This window comes from Sorangium sp. So ce119 (assembly GCF_051524405.1).
Classification (GTDB): domain Bacteria; phylum Myxococcota_A; class Polyangia; order Polyangiales; family Polyangiaceae; genus Sorangium; species Sorangium cellulosum_G.
Genome location: NZ_CP150310.1, coordinates 742,078 through 768,373 on the forward strand (window position 1 = coordinate 742,078; position 26,296 = coordinate 768,373).

Here is a 26,296-nt window from a genome sequence, read left to right on the forward strand (position 1 = left end):
CCGCATGGCCAGGATAGAGGCGTTTGTTCCGACAGCGATGCTCTTTCAGATGATCGCCGACGTCGCTCGTCCCCACAAGGCGCGCCTCGTGCTCCAGCGTTTCGAGACCGCTCATCACGGCGCGGCGCTCTCCGTCGTCGAAGCAACCCCTCTCGCGGCTGACGAGTACCTGAGCGGCGGCTACGAGCTGGCGTATCTGGCGCTGCGGAAGGCGCCCGCGAGCGAGCAGGACTGGAGCTTCGTCGACCGTGAGGCCGCCGATCTGCTCGAGTTCGCCGGTGCGCGTCAGCGCGGTGAGGATCTCGAGCAGGTCACCATTCGCCCTCTGGCCAAGGAGACCCACGTGGCCAGGTTGTTCGCCGCAACGAAGGCGGCGATCGCGGCCACCTGCAAACAAGGGGTGATGCTCAACGGTCAGCTCTACCCGAAGATCTTCTACGCGAAGGAGCTCGAAGCTCGAAGATCTCGGTTGTGGGTCGATATCGAGACGAAGACCATATCAGCCAGCGTGATCGTGTAGGATCCTGGCGCTGCCGCGGGGCGTCGGGCCGGGGAGCGAGTCCCCATGCGCCTTTGCGCCGCTGCGTTGAAATGTCTCCTCTCTGGTGAGGCTGAGCCCAGGCAGGGTGTCTGACCCGAGGCGCTAGGCGGCAGGGCTGTCGTGGCCCTGCAGCCGCCGGGGCACGCGCGTGAAATACCAGACGTCGAACACAACGAAGGCGAGCGCCGCGAGCGCGAGCAGCCAGGTCCACTCGGTGTGGGCGTCCGGCTCGCTCGACGCGCTCGAGACGGCGACCTCGCCGCCGCCCTCGGCGACGAGCGGCCTCGGCGTGAGGTCGCTCTCGGCGACGCTCGTCAGGTTGGCCGGCACCAGGACGGAGCCGGCCTGCGGCCCCTGCCAGGAGAGGCGGTAGAAGCCGGCGCGCGGCGTCTCGGCGATCACGGCGACGCCGCCGCGCTGCGCGACGTCGAGCCGCTCGCCGGCAGGGCCGATGGCCTGGAGATCGCGCGCGGTCGCGGGGACGCTCACGCGCAGCGGCTCGCCGGTGCGCGCGGGGCCGGTGATGCCGTTCGCGCGGTGGGCGCGCGCCTGCTCGAGCAGGTTGCGCACGAAGAGCACGAAGGACGCCTTGAGCGGCCAGTCGCTCTCGCCCACGTCGAAGCCGAGCAGCGTGCCGGTCCGCGAGGCGGTGGAGATGTCGGTCGCCACCGTGCCCTCCTGGGCGCGGATCAGCGCCCTCGTCGCGGACTCGGGCGCGAGCGACGAGGCGGCGCGCAGGTGCACGCCGTCGAGCGTGAGGAAGCGCAGCCGCGGATCGGCCGTGTCCCACGACGTGAGCGTGGGCCGAACGATCGTCGGGCCGACGACCGTGCCGAAGCAGCGCCCGGGCGGCGGGTTCACGAGGAGCAGGTCGCCGCCCGGCACGTCGGGCGGGCACGCGCCGTCGACCACCACGAACGTGTCGGGATCGAGCGCGGGCGCGCCGAGGAGCTCCGCGAGCGAGCCCGACGTCACCGAGGTCATCGGGTCCGACGCGAGCGCCCGCGCGAGCCACGGAGAGCCGCTGGAGGTCGTCGCCCCCGCCGGCCCGCTCGGGGCGACGAGCCCGGGCTTGCCGGCGCCGCCCTGACCCGGCCCCGCCTCGCCCCCGCCGCCCGACGCGAGGAACACCGGGAGCCTGTCGCCCGCCGGCACGCGGCCGTACGCGACGTCGTCGATCGGCATCGCGTCCCGCGGTGAGAGCTCGAAGAGCAGCCCCTTGCGGTAGTCGCCGGGGGACGGGCGGAACGTGAGCACAACGGGCAGGCGCTCGCCCGGCTTCACCAGCACGCGCCGAGAGCTGAGCACGTCGGAGGCGTTGTCCTGCCGCATCGTCACGTAGAGATCGCGCGGCTGCGCCCCGAGGTTCGCGACCACGAGGAAGGCCTGCACCTCCTCGCGATCGTCGGGCCGCGGAGCGTCCGCGCCGCTCGCGCCGCTCGCGCTCGCTGAGCCGCTCCCGGAGCGCACGTCGACGCGGACGATGGCGGCGTTGTCCACCGGGGCGCCGACGGTGATGACCTCGAGCGGGAGCGACACCCCGCGCAGCGCGGCGGGGCGGGCCAGGTTGCCGTCGGTGATCACGACGATCCGGCGGGCGCCGCCGAGCTGCCGGAGCCGGTCGACCGCGAGCGCCACCGCGGCCCCGAGGTCGCCCTCGACCTCGCGCGCGGCGACGGTGTCCACCGCCGCCTTGAGCCGGACGAGATCACGATCGAGCGCCGCGACGAGGCGCGCGTCGCGCCCCGCCTCCAGGATCAGCGCGTCGCTGCCCGGCGTGAGGCCCGAGAGGAGATCCCTGGCGAGCCGCTTTCCGAGCTCGATGCGCGTGGTCGCCTCGCCGGACGGCGACCGCGCGGCCGCGGACATCGAGGCGCTCGTGTCCAGGATGATCGCCACGTGGTCGCCGGTGAACGCGCGCCCGCGCGAGGCGGGGCGGGCGAGGGCGAGCGCGAGCAGCGCGATCGCGAGCACCTGCAGGACGAGCGGGAGCTGGGCGATGAGCCTGCGGAAGGGCGCGCGCGCCATGAGGTCGCGCTGCGCCGCGGCCCAGAGCCACGTCGAGGGGACGCGGCGGCGGCTCCGCTTGATCTTGAGGATGTAGAGGAGGACGAGCGGGCCGAGCAGCGCGAGCAGCCACAGGCCGCCGGGGGCGAGCAGCGAGAGCGGAGAGCCCGCCGAGGCCTGTGCGAGCGGCGCGGCCACCTCAGTCGACGCTCCTCGAGACGAAGCGGCGGACGGCGCCCTCGAGCGGCTCGTCGCTCCGCGCGCGCACGTACGTCGCCCGGTGCCGGCGCGCCCAGGCGCGCAGCGCCTCGCACAGGCCGGCGAGGCGCGCGGCGTACGCGGCGAGGGCCGCGGCGTCCATGGTCACGTCGACGAGCGCCCCCGTCTCGGCGTCCTCCAGCGTCAGGTCGCCCTCGAAGCTCGGCGCGAGCTCCTCGGCGGCGACGACCTGGACGACGGCGACGTCGTGGCCCGCCTGCGCCGCGCGCCCGAGCGCGGCGGTGACGGGGCCCGGGTCGAAGAAATCGGAGAGCACGCACAGCATGCCGGGCCGGGCGCTCTGCCGCACGACGGCGTCGATCGCCCGCGCGAGGTGGGTCCCGCCGGACGCCCTCACGCCGTCGAGGGCGCGGAGCAGCGCGGCGAGCCCGGCGCGCCCGCGCACCGGCGCGTGCTCGCGGGCGATGCCGTCGCCCGCCACGAAGAGCTGCGCGCGCTCGGAGCGCGCGAGCGTCATGTAGCCGATCGCGGCCGCGAGCCGCCGGGCGGCGTCGAGCTTCGTGGGCTCGCCGAAATCGAGGGACGCCGACGCGTCGCAGACGATCCGGGCGATGACGTCCTCCTCGGCGCGGAACAGCTTGAGCACCGGCTCGCCGGTGCGCGCGTAGGCGGCCCAGTCGATGCGCCGCATGTCGTCGCCGGGCGCGTAGGCCCGGTGCTCCTTGAACTCGGCCGACCCGCCGCGGCGCCGCGCGAGGTGCTCGCCGGTCCCGCCGGACCGGGCGCGGATCTCGAGCCGCCGCCGCAGGACCTCGAGCTCGCGGACGAAGCTCGCGCCGAGGAGCGGCTCGGGAGAGGAGGGGAGCATCGGGGAGGAGTAGACATCGTTGTGGCCGGCGGTGCCAGCGGGGTCGCGGGGGAGGGCCGCTCGCGCGCGAGACGGGCAGAGACGGCGGCGGACGGGCAGAGACGAGCGGCGGACGGGTGGAGTGCGGCCCGAGAGGCCGTGAACGAGCGGCGGACCGGCTCGGCTCGCCGCTGCCGTGCGACTCCGAGACAAACCGCCACCCTGGGGCACCGCGCCACATCCGCTTTCGCTGCCGCCGTTCATTTTCCGTCCACGGGCGCAGCTTCCTCCATGGCTCGCTTTATGCGACCGGCGCAGCGGTCCAGCAGTTCGTGAGTGGGCTCGACCGGGTAGAGCCGTCGATCGCCCGATACCGATGTTTCACCTGAAGAGGAGGTATCGTGAAGGCCCTTGTTTTCCACAAACCTTCCGACGTCCGCGTCGATAACGTTCCGGATCCCAGGATTGAAGAGCCCACCGACGCCATCGTGCGTGTCACCGCGACCGCGATCTGCGGCTCCGATCTCCATATCTACAACGGCTTCTTCCCCCAGCCGCGGCCGATGGTGCTCGGCCACGAGTTCATGGGCATCGTCGAGGAGGTCGGCCCGCAGGTCACGAAGCTGAAGAAGGGCGACCGGGTGGTCGTCCCGTTCCCGATCGCGTGCGGGCATTGCTTCTTCTGTCAGGCGGAGTTCCCCGTCCACTGCGAGCGCTCGAACCCCAAGCACTACGGCCCCGAGGGCGGCGTGATCGAGAGCAAGGGCGCCGCCCTCTTCGGGTACACGGACCTCTACGGCGGCTACAACGGCGGCCAGGCCGAGCTCGTGCGCGTCCCCTACGCCGACGTCGGGCCGCGGAAGGTGCCCGACGGGCTCACCGACGAGCAGGTCCTCTTCGCGACCGACATCCTCCCCACCGGGTGGACGGCGATCGAGTGGGCCGAGCTCAAGGGCGGAGAGACGGTGGCGGTGTTCGGCTGTGGGCCGGTCGGCCTCGCGACCATGAAGATCGCCTGGCTCCGCGGCGCGGGGCGCGTCATCGGCGTCGACCGGGAGGAGTACCGCCTGAAGAAGGCCCGCGACGTCGCCCAGGCCGAGACGATCAACGTCGACCAGGTGAACGCCGTCGAGGCGATCCGCTCGATGACGGACGGGCGCGGCGCCGACGTGTGCGTCGACGCTGTCGGGATGGAGGCGCACCGCACCGTCCTCGAGAAGGCCGCCAACGTCATCCATGGCCAGGTCGGGACGATATCGGCGCTCAAGCTCGCCTTCAGCGCCGTGCGCCGGGGCGGCGTCGTGCCGGTCGTGGGCGTCTACGGCGTGCCATACGACAACTTCCCGCTGGGCCAGTTCTTCGACAAGGGCCTCAGGATGCGGGCCGGCCAGGCTCCGGCGCAGAACTACATCGATCAGATCCTCAAGCACATCCAGGACGGCCACCTCCGGGCGGACGACATCATCAGCCACCGTCTCCCGCTCTCGCGCGCTCCGCACGGCTACGAGGTCTTCAACAAGAAGCTCGAAGACTGCGTCAAGGTCGTCCTCCAACCCTGACGCCCCGCCCTCCGATCGCCCGGCGCGCGCTCGGCCACGCTCGACAGCGCGCGCCGGCTGACACCGGCGTCAGGGGCGCCCCGCGACGCTGCGTTGTAAGTCATCGAAAACACACAGCTTCCTTCCGGGTATGTCGCTTGCTCAGCGCCGGCCTCGGCAGGCCGCCCGCTTGCCTGGGCACCCGTGCCGGCCCGTCATCGCACGGAGGGATAGCTCTGATGGTTCGACCTCTGCGCCCGCATCGATCGCTCCTTCACCCCTTGTGGTTCGGCGCCCTGGCGCTCCTTGTCCTCAACGATCACGCCCTCAAAGGTTCTGGCCTCCTCCCCGGATGGCTGACCGGAAAGCTCAGCGACCTCGCCGGGCTGCTGGTCGCGCCCGCGGTCCTCGCCGCGCTGCTCCGCGTCTCCTCGCGCCGCGGCTTCCTCGGCGCCCACCTCGCCACCGGCGCCGTCTTCTCGGCCATCAAGCTCGCTCCGGAGGCCGCCCACGCGGTCGAGGCGCTCATGGCGCTCACGCCGATCCCGTGGCGCATCACCGTCGATCCGACGGACCTCATCGCGTTGCCGATGCTCTTCCTCTCGTACCGCGCGCTCGGCGAGGCCGCGCAGGGGCCCGAGCCCGCGCGGCAGCCGGTCGCGCACCGGCTGGCGCTGATGGCGGGCAGCCTCGCGTGCGTGGCCACGAGCCGCGCGCCGGAGCCGGAGCCGTGCGGCGGGACGAACGGGTGCCTGCCGCAGCAGCCGCAGGAGCTCGCGTCGCTCGTGATCGGCAACTCGACCGAGACCGAGCAGCTCATCCGCGTGCGCCGGCTGCGCGAGTCGGTGCGGGTCGACTGCCGCGTCCTGCTCGGCGATCCGACGGGCGCCCTCTCGCGCGAGCTGTTCGCCGACGCCGAGACCTGGCTCATCCAGCCGGGCCGCGCGCTGCCGCTGGGGAACGCGGGGTGCGACGCCTACCTGATCGACGCCGACGGGCTGCCGCTCACGCTGCTCGCGTGGTCCGCGCTGCAGTTCCCGGAGCAGATCCTCACCACGTCGACGCAGAACCCGCAGCCGGCGCGGGTGATCGCGCTCCAGCGCGCCGGGGCGCGGCTCGAGCTCGCCGAGCACCCCGCGGTGTTCGATGCGCCGCCGGCCGAATCTCCGCCGCCCGCCGAGGCGTGCAGCCCCTCCACCGAGGGGAGCCGGCTCGACTGGACGGTGCGCGACGAGGTGACCGCGGTCGTGGCCAGCGTCACGTCGTCGCCGGACGGGTGCCACGCGATCGCGCTCGAGCCCGACAAGAGGGTCTTCTATCTCTGCCTGCCCGCCGAGGCGCTGCCGGTCAAGGCCGGCGACATGGTCAGCCTGCGCTCCGTCATGATCACCGGGATCGTCGGCGGGCCCTACCCGGAGCTCCGGCAGGGCGAGCAGGCGCACGCGCGCGGCGTCGCCATCGAGAGCGAGGCGTACGCCGTCGTCGCGCTGCAAGGCAACGTGCTCGCCCGCCCGTGGATGCTCGACCGGGGCGCGACAGCCCGCGATTTCACGGTCGAACTCTCGCCGATCGCGGGCTGCGACGGGTTCCACGACGCGTGCGGCAGCCTTGTCGCGCCGCTCGAGGTGTCGCTCCTCGGGGACGGCATCTCCGGGGTCGTCTCGCTGCGCGCCGGGGAGAGCGAGGTGCTCAAGGAGGGCGTCGGGACGCTCCACCTCGTGCGCGCGGAGGACATGCCCGTCCGCGACACGGAGTGCTTCTCCGCCCCCATCGATCAAACCCGCCTGCTCGAGTCGGTCTTCGTCGCCGCCCCCGCGGCCCCGTAGGAGGTCACGCCATGAAGCTTCGAATCCTTGATGTTCTCGCGCTCGGCGCCGCTTCCCTGCTCGGCGCGTCCGGATGCAGCATGGACGCGGGCGACGCGGACGACGCGTACGGCGCCGCCCCGCCCACGGCGCCCGGGGTGCCCGGGCCCACCGGCAGCGTGGGTGTTTCCCAGAGCGGCTCGCAGGACTTCGGCCTGTTCCGCCAGATCCTCGAGGACGGCGAGATCCCGGGGCCCGACACGCTCGACGACGTCGGCTTCTTCGCCGAGCACAAGCTCGACTACCCGGCCGCGACCTGCGGCGAGGACGTGTGCATGCACGGCCTGCTCGGGATCATGGGCAACATGATCAGCGGGTCGCCCTGCACGCTCATCCAGATCGGGATGAACTCGCCGGTGGACCTCGGCGCGCTCGAGCGGCCGCCGCTGCACCTCGTCGTCGCGGTCGACACGAGCGGCTCGATGGAAGGCGACCCGATCACCTACGTGAAGGCGGGGCTCGTCGAGATGATCGACGCCCTCGAGCCGACCGATCGGATCTCGCTCGTCCGCTACGCGGACGCCGCCGAGGTCGTCCTCGAGCGGGCAGAGGCCTCGGATCGGGACGCGCTGACGGAGGCGTTCGAGAGCCTGGTCGCGGACGGGTCCACCAACCTGTACGGCGGGCTCTTCACCGCGTTCGCGCTCGCCGAGCGGCACCTCGATCCGGCGTGGCAGAACCGCGTGATCTTCCTGTCCGACGGCGTGGCCACCGTCGGGCTCACGTCGCCCGAGCGGCTCAAGACGCTCGCGGCGGGCTACGCGGAGATGGGGATCGGCGTCACCGCCGTCGGCGTCGGAAGCCAGTTCGACGTCGACGCGATGCGCGGGATCAGCGAGGTCGGCGCGGGCAACTTCTACTTCCTGGAGGACCCGAAGGCGGTCGAGGAGGTCTTCACGGAGGAGGTGAAGACGTTCCTCGTGCCCCTGGCGCTCGACGTCGATCTCGACGTCACGCTCGGCGACGGCTACGTCGTGCGCGGCGCGTACGGCACGAACGGCTGGCGCGTCGGCGAGGGCGGCGGCACGGTGCACATCCCGAGCCTGTTCCTCGCCGGGCGGACCAGCGCCGCGGAGCCGATCGGCGCCGGTCGGCGCGGCGGCGGCGGCGCGATCCTGCTCGAGCTCGTGCCGAGGGAGGACCAGAGCCGCGTCGAGGATCCGCACGCCGTCGGCAGCCTCGAGCTGTCCTGGAAGCACCCGCTGACCGGCGAGGCGCGCTCGCAGCAGGTCGACGTCGAGGCGCCGAGCACGCCCGACGCGCCGCCCAGGGCCGGTTATTTCTCCGACGCCACGGTCGAGAAGGGCTTCGTGATGTTGAACCTCTTCGCCGGGTTCAAGCTCGCCGCCCAGCTCGCCGCGGACGCCGATCCGCGCACCGCGCGCCGCACGCTGGAGGCGCTGCGCCCGAACGTGGAGGCGTGGCTCGAGGAGAGCCCGGATCCGGACGTGGAGGACGACCTGCGCTACGTCGACCTGTTCATCGAGAACCTCATCGAGGCGGAGGCGAACGTGCAGCCCTACACGCCGGCCGATCCGCCGAACCCCTGGCCCGCCGACTGATCGCGGGAGATCGCTCCTCGGCCGCGCGTATCCATCGATGTGGAACCGCGCAAGGGGGGAGGGAGGAGGGGGGAGGCAGGAGGGGGGAGGGAGGAGGGGGGAGGCAGGAGGGGGGAGGGAGGAGGGGGGAGGGAGGAGGGGGGAGGGAGGAGGGGGGAGGCAGGAGGGGGGAGGCAGGAGGGGGGAGGCAGGAGGGGGGAGGCAGGACGGGGGAGGCAGGAGTGGGGAGGGGGGGAGACGGGAGAGTCCCAGGATGCGCCCGCACGCGCGTGTGCAACGCGCGTGCGCGGAGGAGATGGCGCTTCCCTCGGAAAGCGCCCTGTGTAGAATGCTTGGTTTACCGTCGCGAGGAAGGAAGTTTGCTCATGCGAAGAACTGGTTTTCTTGGGTTGGCGGCGATCACCGCCTGTCTGACGGCCGCTCTCCCGGTGAGCGCGGGTGTCGAGGAGTGCGGCAATATCCGGTTCGACGCGCTGTCGAGCTGTGAGGTGCGCGTCACGGCGGAGTGCGCCGCGAGCTGCACCGAGCTCGGGATCTACAAGACGGCGTGCGCCACGAAGCTCGTGCCGGTGTGCAAGTCGGAGTGCACCCTCTCGGCGGAGGCGACCTGTACGGACAGCTGCACGACGCAGTGCACGGCGGACTGCGACAGGGGCGTCAACGTCATCTGCTCTCATAACTGCTTCGCCGAGTGCACCACGACGCGGGACGTCGAGTGCGCCGGCGCGACCGACGCCTCGCAGTGCGCCGCGACGTGGGACGCGAACTGCGACGCCGAGTGCGACGCCCAGTGCGTGACGGTGGACGGCGGCTGCTATCAGCACTGCGTCGAGTGCTGCGGGGGCTCGTGCACGGCCGACGCGAACATGGACTGTCAGACCACCTGCCAGGACGAGATCTTCGAGGAGTGCGAGCACGAGTTCCGTGCGAACTGCGACGCTTCCTGCAGCGGTGACGGCGCGCTCTTCTGCGACGGCAAGTACATCATCTCCGGCTCTCAGATCCCGGCCTGCGTGAACGCGCTGCTCGAGCAGGGCATCGAGGTGGAGGCCAAGGCCGAGGTCACCATCGGTCCAGACGGCATCAACGGAGACATCGCCGCCGGCATGTGCGCCTTCAGCCCCGCGGGAAGCAAGGTCTCCCTGGGCGCGCCGTTCGCCGCGCTCGCCGCGGCGGCCGGCTGGCTCGCGCGGCGCCGCCGTCGCTCCTCGCGCTGACCGTCTCCCGATGATCGTGCGGCCGACCCCCCGGGCGCTGATCGCGCTGCTCTTCCTGTGCTCCGCGGGGTGCGGGAGCGAGGACGCCGACGCGCTCGTGGTGGTCGGCCTCACGACGGACATGGCGGTCGGCTTCGAGATCGACCGCGTCGAGCGCACCACCCAGGTGGATGGCGTCATCACGCGCGCCGAGAGCCTCTCGTATGGGAGGGGCGAGCTGTCGCTCCCGTCGGAGCTCGCGGTCGAGCCAGCGCATGGCGGCGCGGAGGTCGCGCTGACGATCGCGGCGTTCCGCGACGGCGAGGGGGCGCCCGTCGTGACGCGGACGGCCGCGACCCGCGCGGTCAGCGGGCGAGCGCTGTTCCTGCCCGTCTCGCTCGACGCGGCGTGCTCCGCGATCTCCTGCGCGGCCGGCGCGACGTGCGCGGCGGGGGCGTGCGTCGATCCTTTCATCGAGCCGTCGACGCTCGCGGACCACGATCCGGCGTGGATCGCGTCGGCGAGCGACGCGTGCAAGATGCCTTCATCGGGCGACCCGACGGTCGTGATCGGCCAGGGGGAGCGCGCGTTCGCTCCGCTGGAGCGCGGCGATGTGGTGACGATCGAACCGGGCCCTCAAGGGGGCCACCACGTCTGGCTCGCGCTGCGCGTCACGGGACTCCGGCAGATGGGCTCGCGCCTGACGGTGGGTGGGCACTACCCCGATCTCGCGTTCGAGCTACCTTCCTTCACCTCGCTGGTCACGCTGCGCAGGGCAGGGGACGCCGGCTGCGAGATCTACGGAATCCGCTTTCAGGTGGACCGGGGCCTCCCGGTGGAGTCCGTGCGGGGTCGAGCGCTCGACGCCGAGATCGTCCTGGAGGACCCGAACGGCGACGTCGCGACCGCGGCGCAGCGGATCGTCATCGCGCCGTGACGAGAGCCGCCCCCTCGCGAGGCGGCGCGGGCAGGTCGCGACCTGCCGAGGCTGCCGGTTTCAGTCGCGGATCGACTCACCGCCCCTCGCGAGGCGGCGCGGGCACGTCGCGGCCTCCCGGGGCCGCCGGCTCACCCCGCTTGCGACGTCGCGCCGCCGCGGTCGCCGCGAGGCCCGCCACGGCCATCACGCCGGCCCAGCCCGCGCCAGCGTCGCCGGCGCGGCACCCGCAACCGCCGTCGGCGCCCGGCCCGGTGTCTCCTCCGGGCACGGCTCCGCCCGTGCCCGCGCCGATGCCTGCGCTTGCGCCTCCTCCGCTCGCCGCCGTCGCTCCGCCGGCCCCGCTCGCGCCGGCGCCGCCTGCGCCGCTGCCGGCGTCGGGTGAGCCGGCGTCCGGCGTGCAGTCCTTGTGGCCCGTCATCAGCGCGATGCGCGGCCAGTCCGCCGGGCAGAGGGCCCCGACCGGCGTGCTCGCGCCGCACTCGAGCGGGCCGAGGAGGCACGCCTGGTGGAGCAGCGGCTCGAACGTCGCGCCGCCGTCGAGCGAGCGGCCGATCGTGAAGCCGTCCAGGAACTCGCTCGCGCACGCGTACAGGCCCGTCTCGGTCCAGGTGAAGCAGCGCGGCGCGATCGTGGAGACCCGCTCGAAGGCGAGCGTCGACGAGGGCGCGCGGAAGACGCCGTCGATGTCGCTGCCCACCGCCACCGTGGCGCCGTCGGGCGAGATCGCGAACGCGCGCACGAAGCCCTCCGTCTCGAACACCGGCTCGAACGTCGCGCCGCCGTCCCTCGACACGAACAGCCGCCCCGGCGCGCTCGCGACGCGCACGTAGAGCACGTCGGCGTCGCGCGGATCGACCCCCGCGATGTACGGCTCGCGCGCGGTCGTGCTCCCCGGGACGGCCGCGGTCTCCCACGTCTCCCCGCCGTCGACCGACCGCGCGAGCACCCCCTTGGCCGATCCGCCGCCGCTCGAGAGGCCGCTCACATAGACGCGCCGCGGATCCGACGGGGCGATGTCGACCGTGCGCGCCTGAAAGCCGGCCGGGAGCGGCGTCCCCGCGCTCTCCCAGCGCGCGCCGCCGTCGCGCGACGCCCAGAGCCCGGGTCTGTCGCCCGCGGCGACAGCGACGGCGTGCGACGGGTCGCCCTGCCGGACCGAGAGATCGACCATCGGTCGCCCGGCGAGCTCTGCCGCGCCCGTCCAGGCGCAGCCGCCCTCGGCGCCGACCGCGAGCCCGTCGCCCAGCGCGGCGAGCACCCTGCCGCCCGCCGCGGCCGCGATGGGGGGAGCCTGGCCGCCCGTGTCGTCGTATCCGACCGCGCCCTCGCAGATCCAGCGCCAGCTCGCGCCGCCGTCCCGCGTCGTGAGCAGGCCGTACGTCATCCGGGCCACGGCGCGCGCCGGGTCCGCCGGGTCGAAGACGATCTGGTCCGCGGAGGGAAAGACGCCGTTCGCGGCAGCAGGGGAGGGCAGCGCCGCGAGCGCCGCAGCGAGCAGCAGCGCGGCGCGCGCCGGGCGAGACCTCGGCCGGCGGACAGGCGCGGAAGCAGGAACGGAGGCTGACACAGGAGCAGACACGGGGGCGGGCACGGAAGCGGGCATGGAAGCAGATGGCATCGAGGATCCATCCTATCGCGGGCCACCCGCGCCTCGCGCTCGCGCCCGCCGACCCGCGCCGCGCTCGCGCCCGCCGACCCGCGCCGCGCGCTCGCGCCCGCCGACCCGCGCCTCGCGCTCGCCAAGAAGCGCCCACGTGCCCTCGGCGCCCCGCTAGACTCGCCGCAATGCCGGAGCGCATCGTCGTGTCCTTTCGAGGTACCGCGGCCCTCTCGCAGCCGGGCAGCACGGACGCGGTCGTGCCGGGGCCCGGCCGCGCGGCGGCGTCCCGGCCGCGGGCGGCGGGGCCGCCGTCGCGCCACCGGAGCGCGCCGCACGACGCGGGCGGGGCGGCGCGCGGCGAGGAGAGCTACCTCGCGAGGGCGCTCGCGCTGAAGAAGCGCGCCGAGGCGCTCGGCGCGACGCTGTGCGCCTGGAGCGCGCAGACCTTCTCGTTCGAGTTCACCGCCGACGACATCGAGGAGGCCGTGCTGCTCGCCGCGCTCGCCGCCGAGGACGCGTCCGTGCACCCCGACGCGCGCTTCGCCGCGGGCATCGCGCAGGGGGAGATGACCTACGTCGGCGAGGCGGGGCGCTTCACCGCGCTCTCCTGGGGGCAGCCGCTGCTCGTCGCCGTCACGCTCGCCCGCGTCGCGCTCCCGGGCGACGTGCTCCTCGATCCCGCGCTCCCCGCCGTGCTGTCGGGCGAGCTCATGACCCTCGGCCTCCACCGCGGCATCGACGGCGCGCGCCGCGTGCGCGGCCTGCGCCTCGACGCGCAGCAGCCGCTGCGCAGGCAGGTCGTCGAGAGCGTGGCGCGCGTGTGCGACCCGCCGCTGCTCGGCCGCGAAGGCGAGCTCGCCGAGCTCGCCGTGCCCCCCGGCGCCCTCGCGATCGTCCGCGCCGACGCCGGCGCCGGCGGCTCGCGGCTGCTCCTCGAGCTGCTCCGGCTCCTGTCCCCGTCGCGGAGCCTCTTCGTCGCGCCCATCGGGGCCTCGCGCGAGCCGTTCGGCGCGCTCCGGCGCGCGCTCGCGCGCGCGGCGCCCCGCACCGAGAAGGCGCGCGCCCGCGCGCCGGCGCTCCCGGACCGGCTGACGCCCGCGCTCGCGCGGATCCTCGCCGGCGAGGGCGTCGAGCCGTGGACGGCCGCCGAGGTGCTCGCCGCGTGGCTCGCGCCGTCGGACGCCCGCTTCGGCCTGCTCGCCGTCGACGACGCGGCCGAGGTCGACGCCGCGAGCCTCGACGCGATCGCGATCGCCATGGAGATGGGCAGCGGCCTGCGCGCCGTCGTCCGGCTCGGGCGCGCGGACCCGCTCCCCGCGCCGCTCGCCGCGATCCCCCCCGCCGCCTCCGTCACGCTCGGCCCGCTCTCCGCCCCGATCGCCCAGGACCTCGTCCGCCGCCTCCTCGACGGCTGCATCGACGAGGCGGCCGCGCGCCGGTGGGCCGCGCGCGTGCCGGCCTTCCCGCTGGCCCTGCGCGAGCTCCTCTGCGAGGCCCTGGAGACCGGCGCGCTGCGCTGGATCGGCAGGAGCGTCGGGCCGCGCCGGCGCAGCGCCGGGCGGGGCCGGCCCGCGCGCACGATGACCGGGGCCGAGCTCGCGGCGCCGCCCGCCGTCCGGCCGATCGAGGGCCGGCTGCGCCTGCTCGCGGTCGGGCACCGCACGATCCTCACCGCGCTCGCGACGCTCGGCGGCGACGCGTCGGACGCGGCGATCGACGCCCTGTGCGACGGCACCGGCGCCCCGAAGGTCGCCTCGATCGAGGCGGCGCTGCTCGGCGCCGGCTGGGCGTTCCGGCCGGAGCCCGGCTGGCTGAAGCTCTCCTCGCGCACGCTGCGCGACGCCGTGCTCGCCGCCGTCCCGCCCGGCGAGCGCGCCGCGTGGCACCTCGCCGCGGCGCGCGTCGTCGAGGATCACGCCGGCGTGCTCGGCCTCGCGGACGCCGCGTGGCACGCCGCGAGGGCGGGCGACCGGCGCTCCGCGGCCGATCTCGCCGCGCGCGCCGCGCGCGCCGCCGGCGAGGCGCTGCTCGAGTCCTCGGCCGCCGAGCTGCTCGCGTTCGCCGACGAGCAGGAGACCGCGCGGGACCACCGGCTCGACGAGGCGCCGGACAGCAGCTCGAGCCAGCCGCCCACCTTCCGCACGCCGATCGAGGTGGTCGGCGACGCGCCGGATCCGCAGCGCGCGCTCTCCGCCGGGGAGCTCGCCGACATCGAGGCGCGCCGCGAGGCCGCCGACAGCGCCGCGCGCCGGCGGGGCTCCACGCTCCCCGCGGGGGCCGACAGCGCGGACGCCTCGTCGGCGAGCGGCGTGCCCCGGGCGCCGTGGCTGGACGACCGCCGCGCTGGGCTCCTGGACGAGGCGCCCGCGGACTTCGCCGACGTGACCGCCCTGGAAATGGAGCTCCCGCCCGGCGACGCCTCGGGGGATCCGCTCGCGAAGACCTCGGAGTCGCCCGTCCTGTCGATGAACGACATCGCGGTCCGCCTCGCCGAGCTCGCCAGGCAGGCGCTCGTGCAGGGCGATCTCCGGACGCTGGAGCGGCTCGTGGGCGAGCTCCGCCGCACCGGCGAGCACGCCGACCTCGTCGAGCGCATGAGCGGCCTCATCTCGCTCGGGCGCGGCGCGAAGGACGAGGCGCTCCGTCGCTTCCGGATCGCCGCCGAGGCCGAGGCGCCGCCCGCGCAGCGGGCGCGGGCGCTGCTCGCCTACGGCGTCGCGCTGGCGGCCGCGGGCCGGACGGAGGGCGCCCTGCTCGAGGGGCTGAGCGCCCTCGCGCGCGCCCGCGAGGCCGAGGATCGCCGCGGCGAGCAGGCCTGCGCGCAGTTCCTGGCGCGCCTCGCGGCCGCGACCGGGCACGAGGACGCGGCCCGCACGTGGGCGCACGTGGCGCGCCTCGCCGGCGCGGCGCCCCCCTCGTGACGGCGCATTGACAGCATCGTCGCGGCTGTCCATACCCGCGGCCATGTCGTCCCGAGCGCCCTCCGGCGAGCCGGCTCCCGACGCGGAGGCCGGCGAGGACCGCGCCGCGCGCGCCAGCGCCAGCGCCAGCGCGCCCGAGGGCCGCGCCGCCCGCGCCAGCGCCAGCGCGCGCTCCGGCGTCAGGGCGCGCGCAGCCCTCGCGCTCCTCGCGCTCGCGCTCTCGCTCGGCGCGGTCGCCGGGATCGCGTTCCAGCGCTACGCCGCGGTGCACCTGCGCGCGCTGCCGAAGGTGCCGAGCTGCGTCCGCGGGGCGCGGGTCGCGCTGCGCAGGCCGGTCGCGGTGTCCGGCACCGAGCCCCGCCAGACCGCGTCGGGCGAGACGGTCTACCTCACGCTCGGCGAAGACCGCGCCGTCGCCTGCGCGCTCCAGTTCGACGAGCCGCTCGCGCGCCACCTCGCCGGCGCGCTGGCCGAGCAGGAGACGGCGCCGCGCGCCGCCCGGCTGGTCGAGCTCGTGCGCGACCGCGTGCCGGCGGACCCGGCGCACGACCGCGCGGCCTCCGCGGCCTACATGATGGCCTCGGCGGCCCTGCGCGGCATGCCCCAGGACGCGCCCGAGGTCCGCGCCGCCGCCGAGGAGCTCGAGCTGCGCCACGCCTGCCGCTTCGCCTTGCGGCGCTCCTGCCCGACGCGCCCGTGGCCGCCGCTCCTCGTGTGGCTCACCGGCGTCCCCGCCGCGCTGAGCCTGCTCGCGCTGCTCGGCCTCGGCCTCGTCGCGAGCGCCGCGCGCTACCGGCGCTGGACGGAGCGCCGGGGCCGCTGATCGACCGGGCGCTCGCGCCCGCGCGCCGCGACCGAGCTCCCGCGCTCGCGCGCCTCAGTCGAGCGCCTCGACGCGGAAGCTCGACTGGACCAGGCGGTGCGGCCGGGCGCCGAGGTCGGCGACGTCGAACCCGAAGCCCGCGCCCTGCTGGTGAATCCCGCCCGACGTCGCGCCGCTCGGCATCTTCACCGACGAGCTCACCGTGACGTAGACCTTCGCGCCCTTGGCGAACGCGGCGGTCATCGCGAGCGCGCGCCCGGCGAGCCGCGCCGCGGCCTCGCGCGCCACCAGCGCCCAGAGCGCGGTGGCCCCGGCCGTCGACGACAGCGCGCGCACCCCGAGCACCAGGCCGGCGCCGCTGAGCTGCACCTCGAACACCGCGCGCGCCGTCCCGGGCGTCTCGGAGGAGCGCACCGCCTCCGCGATCACGGACGCGATCGTGCCGGCGGCGGGCAGATCCAGCCCGAGCGTCTTGTCGCGATCGCGCATCGTCTCGCGCAGCACCTCGCCGGCCCTGTCCATCGAGGTCTCGCGCCGCGCGGGCGGCGCGGTCGGCGCCGCGGCCGGCGGCGCCTGATCCGGCAGCACGCCGCGGAGCTGCCACACCGGCACGCCGTCGAGCCCCGCCACGCGCGGCGGACCTTCCGCGCTCGGCGGACCGCCGTACTCGGTGGACGGCGCCGTGACGGGCGGCGCCGCGGGGCCTTCCGGCGGCGGGGCCGCGGCCTCCGCCGACGGAAGGTCGCGCCGATCGCGGCGCGCCGTCCGCCCGAGCACCGGCGGCTCCGCCTCCTCGCGCGGCCGTGCCGCGTCCGGCGGCGCGGCGCGCGCCTCGTCCTGCGTCGGCCGCAGCGGCTCGACCTGCTGCACCTCGATCTCCACCTCGCGGCCCGCGCCGCTCGAGCGGGCCACGAGCGCCGGCGCCGCGCCGCCCGCGATGCGCGCCAGCCCCGGGATGGCGGCGTGGAGCAGCGTCGCTGCGAGCAGGAAGCGGACCTCACGGGGGAGCAAGCGCGGAGCACCTTGGTGGGGGCGCGAGGGGGGTGCAAGTGCGCGTTTCATCGCCGCCGTGCTCGCCCAGGCGCTCGCACCTCACCTGCACGCCGCGCGCAGATCCCGCGCGCTCCCCCGCTTCGCCGGGCGGACGCGCTCGCCTACGCGTGATCCAGCAGGGCACACAGTATTCCGATCTCCCTTGAATATGCGCGCACGGCACGGTTGCCGCTTGAGCTTATTACCGTGCTGGTCGATGCTCCCGCTGCCACGGCGCCTTCCGGGCTCGGCGGCAGGAGCAGAGACGCAGCGCGGCGCCGTCAGTGCAACGCGCTCCAGCACACGAACCAGCGCCCGGCCGGAGAAGGCCGAGCGCTACGTCCCCGTTGTTGAGGAGGGGTATCGCATGAAGGGAAACGTGCGCGCTGACAGGTCGCCTGCGGACCTCTCGATGACGCCCACGCCGCCGCCCGTGACCGTGATCCAGGAGCCCCTGGAGGGCGGTCCCCCCCTCGAACCGCCGTCCTTCGGCGCGACGCCCGCTCCGGAGGAGCCAGGGTTCCTCTTCGAGCCGCCGCCCCTCGGCGCGGCGCCTGCGCTGCAGGACCAGGGGTTTCCCCCGGGCCTCGACCCGGCGCCGGGCCCCTCGCCGCTCCACCTGGCCGGGGTCGCGCCGTACGGGAGCTGGTCCGCGCCCTCCCCGGACGAGCGCCGCGCCCGCCGGTGGCGCGCCCTCGGGGCGTTCGTCCTGGCCGCGGCGACCGTGATCTTCGTCGTCGTGCTCACCGCGCGCGGGATCGCCGCGCGGATGCCGGGCGTCTCCGCCGAGGCCTTCCGCGGCATGACGCCCGTCAGCCGCGCGCTCCTCGTCGCGTCGCGCGCCGCGCGCGACGGCGCCGCGGCCCGGGTGCTCGTCGCGCCCGAGGTGTTCGCCCGCTGGCAGGGCGCGACCCCGCCGCCCGCGATCCGGCACGACGGGTACGCGTCGATCCGCGGCGGCGTGCTGTTCACGCCCGAGTCGTTCAGGCCCGCCGGGTCGAGCTACGACCTCCTGCTGCACTTCCACGGCAACACCCAGCTCGTCCGCGAGAGCGCCGAGGTCGCCGGGCTGAACGCCGCGGTCGCCGTCATCAACCTCGGCATCGGCTCCGGGGCCTACGAGGACCTCTACGCGCAGTGGGGCGCGTACGAGAGCCTGCTCGCGGACATCGACAGGGCGCTCGCGCAGCGCGGGCTGCCGACCCCGCGGCTCCGCCGGGTCGCGCTCTCCTCGTGGAGCGCGGGCTACGGCGCCGTCGCCAAGATCCTGGAGCTCCGCCGCGGCACCGAGACGCTCGACGCGATCCTGGTCACCGACGGCATCCACTGCGGCTTCGTCCCCGACCAGCCGAGCGGGCTCAACACGCTGCAGCTCGCCTCGTTCGCGCGCGCGGCGCAGCGCGCCGCCGAGGGGCAGCTGCTGTTCACGATCACGCACTCGGAGATCGACCCGATCGCGTACGCGAGCTCCAGCGCGACGGCCAGCTACCTGCTCGACGCGGCCGCCGGCTACCCCGTCGAGCGCGCGATCGCGCTCGACGCGCCGCCGCACCTCCGGCTGCGCGCGGCCGAGGGCGCCGTCTCGAGGAAGCTCGAGAAGCAGATGATCCCGACCACGGAAGCGCACGTGGGCGAGCTCCACGTCCGCGGTTTCCGGGGCAACACCCCCGAGCACCACATGGCGCACCTGCTCCAGATGGCGTCGACCGTGCTCCCCGAGCTCGTCGAGCGCTGGAGCGAGGGCGGCGACCCCCGCCCCCTCGACCCCTGAGGCCGCCTCCCCGCTGACCGGCGGCGCCGTACGAGCGCGCGCCCGCCGGCCAGCCGTCCGCCGCGCTTCAGCTCCGGCTCCGCGCCTCGTCGATCCAGGCATTGATCGCCGCCGTCACCGGGTGATCTGCCCCGAGATCCGCCTCGGCCAGCGCGAGCGCCCGCTCGTACAGCGGCAGCGCCGCGGAGACCCGCCCGGCGGCGTGGTGGACCTGCGCGAGCCGGACCAGGGTCGGCCGGAGCGACGGGTGGGAGGCCCCGCCGAGCGCCTCGCGGGCGGCGAGCGCGCGCTCGTACAGCGCCGCCGCCTCGGCCGGATCGCCGAGCGCCTCCCGCGCGGCCCCGAGGTTGTGGAGGATCGACGCGAGGAGGGCCCCCTCGACGGCCGGGTTCGCCTCGGCGATGCCGAGCGCCCGCCGGAGCATCGCCTCCCGTTCGGCGGCCGGGCGATCCTCCTCGAGGAACGTCGCCGCGTTGTAGAGCGCCTCCGCGACGAGCGGGTGATCGTCGCCGAGCGCCCCCTCGCGCAGCGAGAGCGCCCGCTGGAAGAGCGGCGCCGCCTCGGCGCGCGCCCCCCGGCGGCCGAGCAGCAGGCCGAGCCGGTTCAGCAGCGCCGACAGCTCGACCGGATCCGGGTCGCGCATCCGGTCGTACCCCGCGAGCATCCGGCGGAACAGCGCCTCCACGTCCTCGGCCTTGCCCTGCCGCTCGAGGATGGCGGCGAGCTGCTCGAGCAGCCTCGGCAGCGGCGGGTCGGCGCTCGCCCCGGCCGCCTCCGCGATGGAGATCGCCCGCGCGGAGCTCGCCCGCGCCTCCTCGAGCCGGCCCTGCGCGAGCTGCGCCGAGCTCAGCGCGTAGAGCGGCCCCGTGAGCTCGGCGTCCGCCGGGCCGTAGATCTCCTCGGCGATCCCGAGCGCCCGCGCGCACGTCGCCTCCGCCTCGGCGTGGCGGGAGGCGGCCAGCGCCGACGCCGCCTCGTCGAGTAGGCTCCGGTACTCTCTCCCCCTCCACCAGCGCCGCACGGCGCGATCGGGTCGCATGCCCCCTCTACTACCTCGCCCCCGACCGTCGGGGCGAGCGCGCGCTGTGGGGGCGGGGACGTCCGGCGACCGCGGCGGCGGGACGATGCACGGACGGTCGTAGAAGGGCATCGCGCGGACGCGGAGCGGTGTAATCTGCTCGCAGGATCTCGTGGCACGAAGGTGGGATGCGGACGCTCGATGCCAGCAACTGGCGGCTCCCGTGGATCGGGGCTATGGCGCACGACGCATGGTGCAGCGCCTCCCGCATGGCGTGCCGCCGGGCCTCTGGGAGGGGGGAACCGGCCTCGCGAACGGGGCGATCGAGGAAAGGTCGCCAAGGACTTTTCTTCCGTTTAGACTGCCTCGACGGCCCCACGCGTCGACGTCCCCCACGATCATGAGGTCCAGGCTCACGCATCGCGAGGCATCGATACCGAGGGGAGGGCTCGCCCGCGCCCGCACGGGGAAGGCGACGGAGTTCATATGAGTGCCAACGAAAACGTCGTCGATGAAGTAGCGCGCAGCGAGCCGATCGATCCGTTGCTCGGAAAGGTGCTCAACGGCAAGTTCAAGATCCTGTCCCAGCTCGCGACCGGCGGCATGGGCACGATCTATCGCGGCGAGCAGATCCCGCTCGGGCGCCCGGTGGCGATCAAGGTCTTGATCCCGAACCAGGCCTCGCGGCAACTCGACCCGAACTTCCACAAGCGCTTCTTCCTCGAGGCGAGCATCCTCGCGCGCCTCCAGCACCCGAACATCGTCACCGTCTTCGACTACGGCAAGATCGAGGCCGACGATCAAGAGCGGTTCTTCATGGCGATGGAGTTCCTCGAGGGCGAGACGCTCTTCCGGCGCGTGCGCCGGCAGGGGCGCCTCCCGCCGCCCGAGGCGATGCGCATCGCGCGGCAGATCGCGCGCGGGCTGCGCGAGGCGCACAAGCACGGCGTCGTCCACCGCGACCTCAAGCCGTCGAACGTCATGCTCGTCTCCAACGAGGACGCGGAGGAGGCGGTCAAGATCCTCGACTTCGGCCTCGTGAAGCAGCTCGGCGACGACTCGGAGGAGCTCACGCAGCAGGGCGCGTTCCTCGGCTCGCCGCGCTTCATGTCGCCCGAGCAGATCTCGCACGGCAAGGTCGATCTCAGGACCGACATCTACTCGCTGGGCGTGATCCTCTACCAGATGCTCTGCGGGAAGGTCCCGTTCGAGTCCGAGAAGTCGATCCAGATCCTGATGGCGCACCTGCAGCAGCCGGTGCCGCGCATGAAGGATCGGAACCCGGACGTCGACATCCCGGAGCCGCTCGAGGCGCTCGTGATGCGCTGCCTCGCGAAGGATCCGGACGGCCGGCCCGCGACGATGGACGCGCTCATCCAGGGCCTCGGCGAGTGCGCGCGCGGCATGGGCGTGACCACCGCGTTCGGCGGCACGCAGATCACCTCGTTCGAGTCGCTGCCCGGCGTGCAGATCTCGTCGCGTTCGTCCACGGTGCAAGCGCTCAAGGAGGCGGTCACGCTCCCGGCGCCGGACGACGACGCGAGCGGCCGCACCTCGGGCGTCGGCACGGGCCCGGGCGGCGTGGCGGCGGCGGCGACGGACCCGGGGAAGAGCGGCGTGGGCGCGCAGGACGCGCGACCCGGCGGCGGGCGCAAGGCGGCGATCCTCGCCGCGATCGGCGCCATCATCGTGGCCGCGGTCGTCTTCGTGCTCACCCGCAACCCCGCGCAGAGCGAGGCGACGACGACGCCCACGCCCGCGCCGGGGCCGGCGCCGACCGCCGCGGCCAACGAGCAGAAGGGCGCGCCCTCGTTCATGCTCATCATCGAGTCGATCCCGCCGGGCGCCGAGGTCCTCGAGGACGGCAAGTCGCTCGGCCAGACGCCGCTCCAGCTCTCGATCGAGAACGATCAGGTGCGCGCGGCGCCTCGCCGGCTGACGCTGCAGAAGGAGGGCTTCCAGCCCTACTCCATCGTGCAGGGGCCGTCCGAGATGTCGGTGCAGACCGTCGCGCGCCTCGCGCAGGCGTCGGCGCCGGCGAAGGTCGAGGAGCAGCCGTCGCAGGGCTCGGGCGGCAGCAAGCGGAACTGGGGACGCCCCCGCGCGCCGACGCCGCCCCCGCCCACGTCGAAGCCGACCGCGACCGAGCCCTCGGCGCCGTCGATCCGGATCGACCGGTAACGATCAGGACGCGCCCGACACGGAGCAACGGCGCGCCCTGATCGCGCCGCGCCGTCCAGCGCGGCGCGCCCCTGATTTCGCCGTGCCGGGCGGCGCGGCGAAGGGGCGATGCGCTAGCTTCGTGGCTGCGCATGTCCCGCCTGCTCATCGTCTCGAACCGCCTCCCCGTGACCGTCCGCGCCGAGCAGGGCGACGTGTCCGTCGTGCCCTCGACGGGCGGCCTCGTCACCGCGATCCGGGGCCCGCACGAGCGCCACGGTGGGCTCTGGCTCGGCTGGCCGGGCGACGTCTCGCGCCTCGGCGCGGAGCAGCGCCAGGAGCTCGAGGCGCAGCTCGAGCAGCTCGGCACCGTCCCGGTCCACCTCACCCCGACCGAGATCAGCCACTACTACGACGGCTTCTCGAACGGCGTCCTGTGGCCGCTGTTCCACTACCTGGTCGAGAAGGTGCACCTCGACGCGCGGCGCGACTGGGAGAGCTACCGCGCGGTGAACGAGCGCTTCGCCGACGCGGTCGCCGCCCGGTACAGGCCGGGGGACAGGGTCTGGATCCACGACTACCAGCTCACGCTGGTGCCGGCGATGCTGCGCCAGCGCATCCCCGACGCGCGGATCGGCTTCTTTTTGCACATCCCGTTCCCCGCGGCCGAGGTCTTCCGGATCCTGCCGTGGCGGGAGCAGGTGCTGCGCGGCATGCTCGGCGCCGACGTCGTCGGGTTTCACACGACGTCGTATCGGTACCACTTCGTCTACTCCGCCGCGCGCGTGCTCGGCCTCGATCCCGACCTCGAGACGCTCGCGTACGAGGGGCGGAAGGTGCGGCTCGGCGTCTACCCGGTCAGCATCGACGTCGACGAGTTCGTGCGGCTCGCCCGGGACGAGGACGTCCGCGCCGAGGCGCAGCGCCTCCGCGAGCGCGCCCAGGGGCGGAAGATCGTGCTCGGCATCGACCGGCTCGACTACACGAAGGGGATCCCGCGGCGCATGCTCGCCATCGAGCGCTTCCTCGAGCGCGAGCCCGAGCTGCGGAGCAAGGTCCGGTTCATCCAGCTCGCGGTGCCCACGCGCGAGAAGGTCGACGCGTACGCCGACTTCCGGCGGGTCGTGAACGAGCTCGTCGGCCAGATCAACGGCGCCTACGCGACGCTCGACGACGTCCCGATCCACTTCCTGCACCGGTCGATGCCGATGGCCGAGGTGGTCGCGCTCTACCTCGCGGCCGACGTGATGATGGTGACGCCGCTGCGCGACGGGATGAACCTCGTCTGCAAGGAGTACGTGGCCTCGCGGCTCGACGACACCGGCGCGCTCGTGCTGAGCGAGTTCGCGGGCGCGGCCGCCGAGCTGATCGAGGCGCTCCCGGTCAACCCGTACGACATCGACTCGGTGGCCGCGACGATCAAGCGGGCGCTCGTCATGCCGCGGTCCGAGCAGCGCGTCAGGATGCAGGCGCTCCGGCGCCGCGTGGTGACGCACGACGCGCACCGCTGGTCGCACTGCTTCCTGAGCGACCTCGAGCGCGCGAGCGCCGCGGCGCCCGCGGTGGGCGCGGCGCGGCGGCGCACGGACGCGCCCCAGCTCAACACGATCGCGAGCGCGCGCAGCGCGCCGTCGCTGGTCGTGATGCTCGACTACGACGGCACGCTCGTCCCGCTCGCGGCGATGCCCGAGCTCGCGCCGCCGGACGAGGAGCTCATCGCCGATCTGCGCGGCCTCGCGGCGCGCCCGCGGACGCAGGTGCACGTGGTGAGCGGCCGGCCGCGCGAGGACCTCGAGCGGTGGCTGGGCGAGCTGCCGATCTGCCTCCACGCGGAGCACGGGTTCTTCTCGCGCGCCGCGCCCGGCGAGCCGTGGGTCGCGCTCCGCGAGGCCTCGCTCGACTGGAAGCCGAAGGTCCGCGACGTCTTGCAGAGCTTCGTGGACCGCACGGCGGGCAGCTTCATCGAGGAGAAGGTGGTGTCGATCGCGTGGCACTACCGGAGCGCGGATCCGGAGCTCGCCAGCCAGATGGCCCGCGAGGTGCCCGCGCGGCTCGAGGAGCTGCTGCGCGAGCACGATCTCGAGCTGATCCCTGGACGGAAGGTGCTGGAGGTGCGGCTGCGCGGGGTCAACAAGGGGGTGATCGTGCCGCGCGCGCTGTCGACGGTGCCGCCCGACGCGATGGTGGTCGCGCTCGGCGACGACAGGACCGACGAGGATCTGTTCGCGGCGCTCCCCCCGACGGCGCTCACGGTGCACGTGGGCGGCGGGGAGAGCTCCGCGGCGTTTCAGCTGCCGGACCCGGCCTCGGCGCGGCGCCTGCTGCGCGCGCTCGTCGCGTGAGCGCGCGCGCGCTCGTGAGGGCGCGCGCGTTCGTGAGCGCGCGCGCGTGCGCCGGAGCTCACGCCCTCGGGCGGCGGCCGCGCCGGAGGGCGGCCCCGAGGAGCGCCGTCGCCGCGGCGAGGGCGGCGCCCGCGCCGCCGGCGCCGCCGGCGAGCGCCCCGCCGACGCTGCACGAGCCCGCGTGGGCGGCGCAGGGGGCGTCCGCGTCCGCCGCGTCCGCGCCGGCGTGCTCCTCCGCGGCCGCGTCGCAGCCGGCGGGGTCCGCGTCGCCCTCGGCGACGTCGCGCTCGAGGTCGACGTCGTCGAGGCCGAGCTCGCGCGCGTCGGCGCGCATCGCGCTCACGAGCGCCGCGGGGCCGACCCCGTGCTCGTAGGCGCCGATGTCGATGGCGCCCGTGGCCGGCCGCGACAGCGCGCCGCTGGCCGCGCGCGCCGAGCGCGTCGGCGCGAACCGCGGCGCGGCGAGCGGCCGCGGGAAGGGGTGCCCGGCCGGGCTCGGCGTCCAGCCGGCGCCGGCGTTGACGAGCGGGCTGGTCGCCGACGGGCGGAGGTCGAGCGCGCCGACGTTCGCGAAGCCGGGGTCGGCGCCCTGGAGCGTGCCTGTCCACCCGGCGGGGATCGACGAGGAGCCGCTCGGAACCCAGTTGTTCGCGCCCGCGATCAGGGCCTTGCCCGTCGCCCAGCTCGCCGACCGATCCACGTAGACCTCCACGCCGCCGCCGCCGGACCGATAGAACACGTTGTTGCTCATCTCGACGCTCTCGATGCCGTCGAACATCCGGATCGCCGCGTTGGAGCCGGGGGCGAGCAGGAACGTGTTGTTGACGAACCGGAAGCGGCCGAACGTCTGCCCCGTCCCGTCGCCGCCGACGCGCGCGACGAAGTGCTTGCCGGTCTTGCGGAAGACGTTGCCGACCACGTCGGAGTCCTCGCGGGCGAGCCCCTCGTCCTGGCCGTCGGGCCCGATCAGCTCGATCTCGTGGTACTTCGCGCCCTCGATCCAGTTGTAATAGATCTCGTTCCGCTCGGCGCGGCTCTTCACGTTGTTGCCGCCGTTGCTGTCGTGCACGTAGCAATGCCGCATGCGGAACACCGAGCCGAGGCGCGTCTCCTCGTCGGTCGCGATGTAGATCGGGTGCCTCGTGTCGCCGGAGCCGCAGGCGTAGACCTCCACGTATTCCAGCGTGAGCGAGCCCGACTCGGAGTCGGCCCCGAGGATGCCGTGACCGGGGCAGTCGTGCACCACCGCGTCGCGGATCGTGACGTCGTGCGCCTTGTTGAACACGCAGCGGCCAGAGCCCCCGGTGACCTCGAAGCCCTCGAAGACATAATGATTGCCGCCGAAGATCACCGTGTTCGAACCCCCGGATAGCACGGGGCGGCGGCCGTTCACGCGGACGCCGCGAATCGTGATCTTCTGCGACTCGGTGCCCGATTTCTTGAAGAACACGTCGCCGGGGTAGGTGGCGTTACCCTCGACCTCGACCACGTCGCCGGCAGCGAGGCGGGGGGCGACCTCCGCGAGGCTCGAATAAGGCTTGCCTCGGCCCACCTCGTACGTCGCCGCGCTCGCCGGGGAGGCGGTGAGCAGCGCCGAGAGCCCGAGGGCCGGCGCGACGAGAGAGAGGGTGAGGAGGTGCCTTGTGTTGAGTTGCTGCATCGCCCCAATCTCGCGTGCTGTGGAGTCATGGCGCAAGCAGCTTTTTAATGAAATGCACGATGGGTAATTAGGGATACGCCTGACGACAGGAGTCTCTGCCGGTCCTTCGATGTCGCCCGGCGTTCTCCCCATTGCCGACTCTCCCTGTGCGCGGCCATTGTCGAGGGAATGCGGGTAAAACGAAGCGAATCGCCGCGGTAGCACGAAGAGCGCCAGTCGCATTCGAGAGGCGTTCGGCACGGTAATTGAGGAGC

The 26,296-nt window shown here is 74.3% G+C and carries 17 protein-coding genes; 11 read left to right on the forward strand and 6 right to left on the reverse strand.

Annotation, left to right across the window (positions count from 1 at the left end; all coding sequences use genetic code 11):
• Positions 1 to 4: 4 nt before the first annotated feature.
• Positions 5 to 520: a hypothetical protein gene (locus tag WME76_RS03035; RefSeq protein ID WP_437958714.1), complete on the forward strand. Its 516-nt coding sequence runs from the start codon at positions 5 to 7 to the stop codon at positions 518 to 520.
• 123 nt (positions 521 to 643) lie between these two features.
• Here the strand turns inward: WME76_RS03035 and WME76_RS03040 are convergent, their stop codons facing one another.
• Together WME76_RS03040 and WME76_RS03045 are read right to left on the reverse strand one after the other, a co-directional pair.
• On the reverse strand, positions 644 to 2,746 hold the full coding sequence (locus tag WME76_RS03040) for a BatA domain-containing protein (RefSeq protein ID WP_437958715.1): 2,103 nt from the start codon (positions 2,744 to 2,746) through the stop codon (positions 644 to 646).
• Position 2,747: 1 nt separating this feature from the next.
• Positions 2,748 to 3,635 carry a DUF58 domain-containing protein gene (locus WME76_RS03045; RefSeq protein WP_437958716.1) on the reverse strand — a complete coding sequence of 296 codons (888 nt, stop codon included), beginning with the start codon at positions 3,633 to 3,635 and terminating at the stop codon, positions 2,748 to 2,750.
• 380 nt (positions 3,636 to 4,015) lie between these two features.
• Between WME76_RS03045 and WME76_RS03050 the strand changes: the two genes are divergently transcribed.
• From WME76_RS03050 to WME76_RS03070, 5 genes are all read left to right on the forward strand, one after another.
• Positions 4,016 to 5,173 carry a zinc-dependent alcohol dehydrogenase gene (locus WME76_RS03050; protein WP_437958717.1) on the forward strand — a complete coding sequence of 386 codons (1,158 nt, stop codon included), beginning with the start codon at positions 4,016 to 4,018 and terminating at the stop codon, positions 5,171 to 5,173.
• A gap of 218 nt (positions 5,174 to 5,391) precedes the next feature.
• The gene (locus tag WME76_RS03055) at positions 5,392 to 6,978 is read left to right on the forward strand and encodes a hypothetical protein (RefSeq protein ID WP_437958718.1); all 1,587 of its coding nucleotides are present in this window, start codon (positions 5,392 to 5,394) and stop codon (positions 6,976 to 6,978) included.
• An 11-nt stretch (positions 6,979 to 6,989) separates the two neighbouring features.
• Positions 6,990 to 8,579: a vWA domain-containing protein gene (locus WME76_RS03060; protein WP_437958719.1), complete on the forward strand. Its 1,590-nt coding sequence runs from the start codon at positions 6,990 to 6,992 to the stop codon at positions 8,577 to 8,579.
• A gap of 365 nt (positions 8,580 to 8,944) precedes the next feature.
• Positions 8,945 to 9,796: a hypothetical protein gene (locus WME76_RS03065; RefSeq protein WP_437958720.1), complete on the forward strand. Its 852-nt coding sequence runs from the start codon at positions 8,945 to 8,947 to the stop codon at positions 9,794 to 9,796.
• A 10-nt stretch (positions 9,797 to 9,806) separates the two neighbouring features.
• Complete coding sequence (locus WME76_RS03070; protein WP_437958721.1) at positions 9,807 to 10,712, forward strand: hypothetical protein; 906 nt, start codon at positions 9,807 to 9,809, stop codon at positions 10,710 to 10,712.
• 76 nt (positions 10,713 to 10,788) lie between these two features.
• Here WME76_RS03070 and WME76_RS03075 read toward each other — a convergent pair whose 3' ends face one another.
• Positions 10,789 to 12,282: an MYXO-CTERM sorting domain-containing protein gene (locus tag WME76_RS03075; RefSeq protein ID WP_437958722.1), complete on the reverse strand. Its 1,494-nt coding sequence runs from the start codon at positions 12,280 to 12,282 to the stop codon at positions 10,789 to 10,791.
• Positions 12,283 to 12,500: 218 nt separating this feature from the next.
• Here WME76_RS03075 and WME76_RS03080 point away from each other — a divergent pair, with 218 nt between their 5' ends.
• Positions 12,501 to 15,236 carry a hypothetical protein gene (locus WME76_RS03080; RefSeq protein WP_437958723.1) on the forward strand — a complete coding sequence of 912 codons (2,736 nt, stop codon included), beginning with the start codon at positions 12,501 to 12,503 and terminating at the stop codon, positions 15,234 to 15,236.
• A gap of 43 nt (positions 15,237 to 15,279) precedes the next feature.
• On the forward strand, positions 15,280 to 16,059 hold the full coding sequence (locus WME76_RS03085; RefSeq protein ID WP_437958724.1) for a hypothetical protein: 780 nt from the start codon (positions 15,280 to 15,282) through the stop codon (positions 16,057 to 16,059).
• Positions 16,060 to 16,113: 54 nt separating this feature from the next.
• On the opposite strand, the gene WME76_RS03090 is transcribed toward WME76_RS03085, so the two are convergent.
• Positions 16,114 to 17,070, reverse strand: a complete 957-nt coding sequence (locus WME76_RS03090) for a hypothetical protein (protein WP_437958725.1) — start codon at positions 17,068 to 17,070, stop codon at positions 16,114 to 16,116.
• A gap of 388 nt (positions 17,071 to 17,458) precedes the next feature.
• Here WME76_RS03090 and WME76_RS03095 point away from each other — a divergent pair, with 388 nt between their 5' ends.
• A complete protein-coding gene (locus WME76_RS03095) occupies positions 17,459 to 18,862 on the forward strand; it encodes a hypothetical protein (RefSeq protein ID WP_437958726.1) in 1,404 nt (467 codons plus the stop codon).
• Between the two features lie 67 nt (positions 18,863 to 18,929).
• Here the strand turns inward: WME76_RS03095 and WME76_RS03100 are convergent, their stop codons facing one another.
• On the reverse strand, positions 18,930 to 19,901 hold the full coding sequence (locus WME76_RS03100; RefSeq protein ID WP_437958727.1) for a tetratricopeptide repeat protein: 972 nt from the start codon (positions 19,899 to 19,901) through the stop codon (positions 18,930 to 18,932).
• A 465-nt stretch (positions 19,902 to 20,366) separates the two neighbouring features.
• Here WME76_RS03100 and WME76_RS03105 point away from each other — a divergent pair, with 465 nt between their 5' ends.
• Positions 20,367 to 22,061 carry a serine/threonine protein kinase gene (locus tag WME76_RS03105; protein WP_437958728.1) on the forward strand — a complete coding sequence of 565 codons (1,695 nt, stop codon included), beginning with the start codon at positions 20,367 to 20,369 and terminating at the stop codon, positions 22,059 to 22,061.
• 131 nt (positions 22,062 to 22,192) lie between these two features.
• A complete protein-coding gene (locus WME76_RS03110; protein WP_437958729.1) occupies positions 22,193 to 24,382 on the forward strand; it encodes a bifunctional alpha,alpha-trehalose-phosphate synthase (UDP-forming)/trehalose-phosphatase in 2,190 nt (729 codons plus the stop codon).
• Between the two features lie 58 nt (positions 24,383 to 24,440).
• Here the strand turns inward: WME76_RS03110 and WME76_RS03115 are convergent, their stop codons facing one another.
• Positions 24,441 to 26,042: a right-handed parallel beta-helix repeat-containing protein gene (locus tag WME76_RS03115; RefSeq protein WP_437958730.1), complete on the reverse strand. Its 1,602-nt coding sequence runs from the start codon at positions 26,040 to 26,042 to the stop codon at positions 24,441 to 24,443.
• Positions 26,043 to 26,296: the final 254 nt, after the last annotated feature.

Bases quoted from the DNA above. Each gene is read 5' to 3' on its own strand.
- WME76_RS03105 (WP_437958728.1), top strand. From the start codon at position 20,367: ATGAGTGCCAACGAAAACGTCGTCGATGAAGTAGCGCGCAGCGAGCCG.
- WME76_RS03070 (WP_437958721.1), top strand. From the start codon at position 9,807: ATGATCGTGCGGCCGACCCCCCGGGCGCTGATCGCGCTGCTCTTCCTG.
- WME76_RS03085 (WP_437958724.1), top strand. From the start codon at position 15,280: ATGTCGTCCCGAGCGCCCTCCGGCGAGCCGGCTCCCGACGCGGAGGCC.
- WME76_RS03035 (WP_437958714.1), top strand. From the start codon at position 5: ATGGCCAGGATAGAGGCGTTTGTTCCGACAGCGATGCTCTTTCAGATG.
- WME76_RS03065 (WP_437958720.1), top strand. From the start codon at position 8,945: ATGCGAAGAACTGGTTTTCTTGGGTTGGCGGCGATCACCGCCTGTCTG.
- WME76_RS03045 (WP_437958716.1), bottom strand. From the start codon at position 3,635: ATGCTCCCCTCCTCTCCCGAGCCGCTCCTCGGCGCGAGCTTCGTCCGC.
- WME76_RS03055 (WP_437958718.1), top strand. From the start codon at position 5,392: ATGGTTCGACCTCTGCGCCCGCATCGATCGCTCCTTCACCCCTTGTGG.
- WME76_RS03115 (WP_437958730.1), bottom strand. From the start codon at position 26,042: ATGCAGCAACTCAACACAAGGCACCTCCTCACCCTCTCTCTCGTCGCG.
- WME76_RS03095 (WP_437958726.1), top strand. From the start codon at position 17,459: ATGAAGGGAAACGTGCGCGCTGACAGGTCGCCTGCGGACCTCTCGATG.
- WME76_RS03080 (WP_437958723.1), top strand. From the start codon at position 12,501: ATGCCGGAGCGCATCGTCGTGTCCTTTCGAGGTACCGCGGCCCTCTCG.
- WME76_RS03110 (WP_437958729.1), top strand. From the start codon at position 22,193: ATGTCCCGCCTGCTCATCGTCTCGAACCGCCTCCCCGTGACCGTCCGC.
- WME76_RS03060 (WP_437958719.1), top strand. From the start codon at position 6,990: ATGAAGCTTCGAATCCTTGATGTTCTCGCGCTCGGCGCCGCTTCCCTG.
- WME76_RS03100 (WP_437958727.1), bottom strand. From the start codon at position 19,901: ATGCGACCCGATCGCGCCGTGCGGCGCTGGTGGAGGGGGAGAGAGTAC.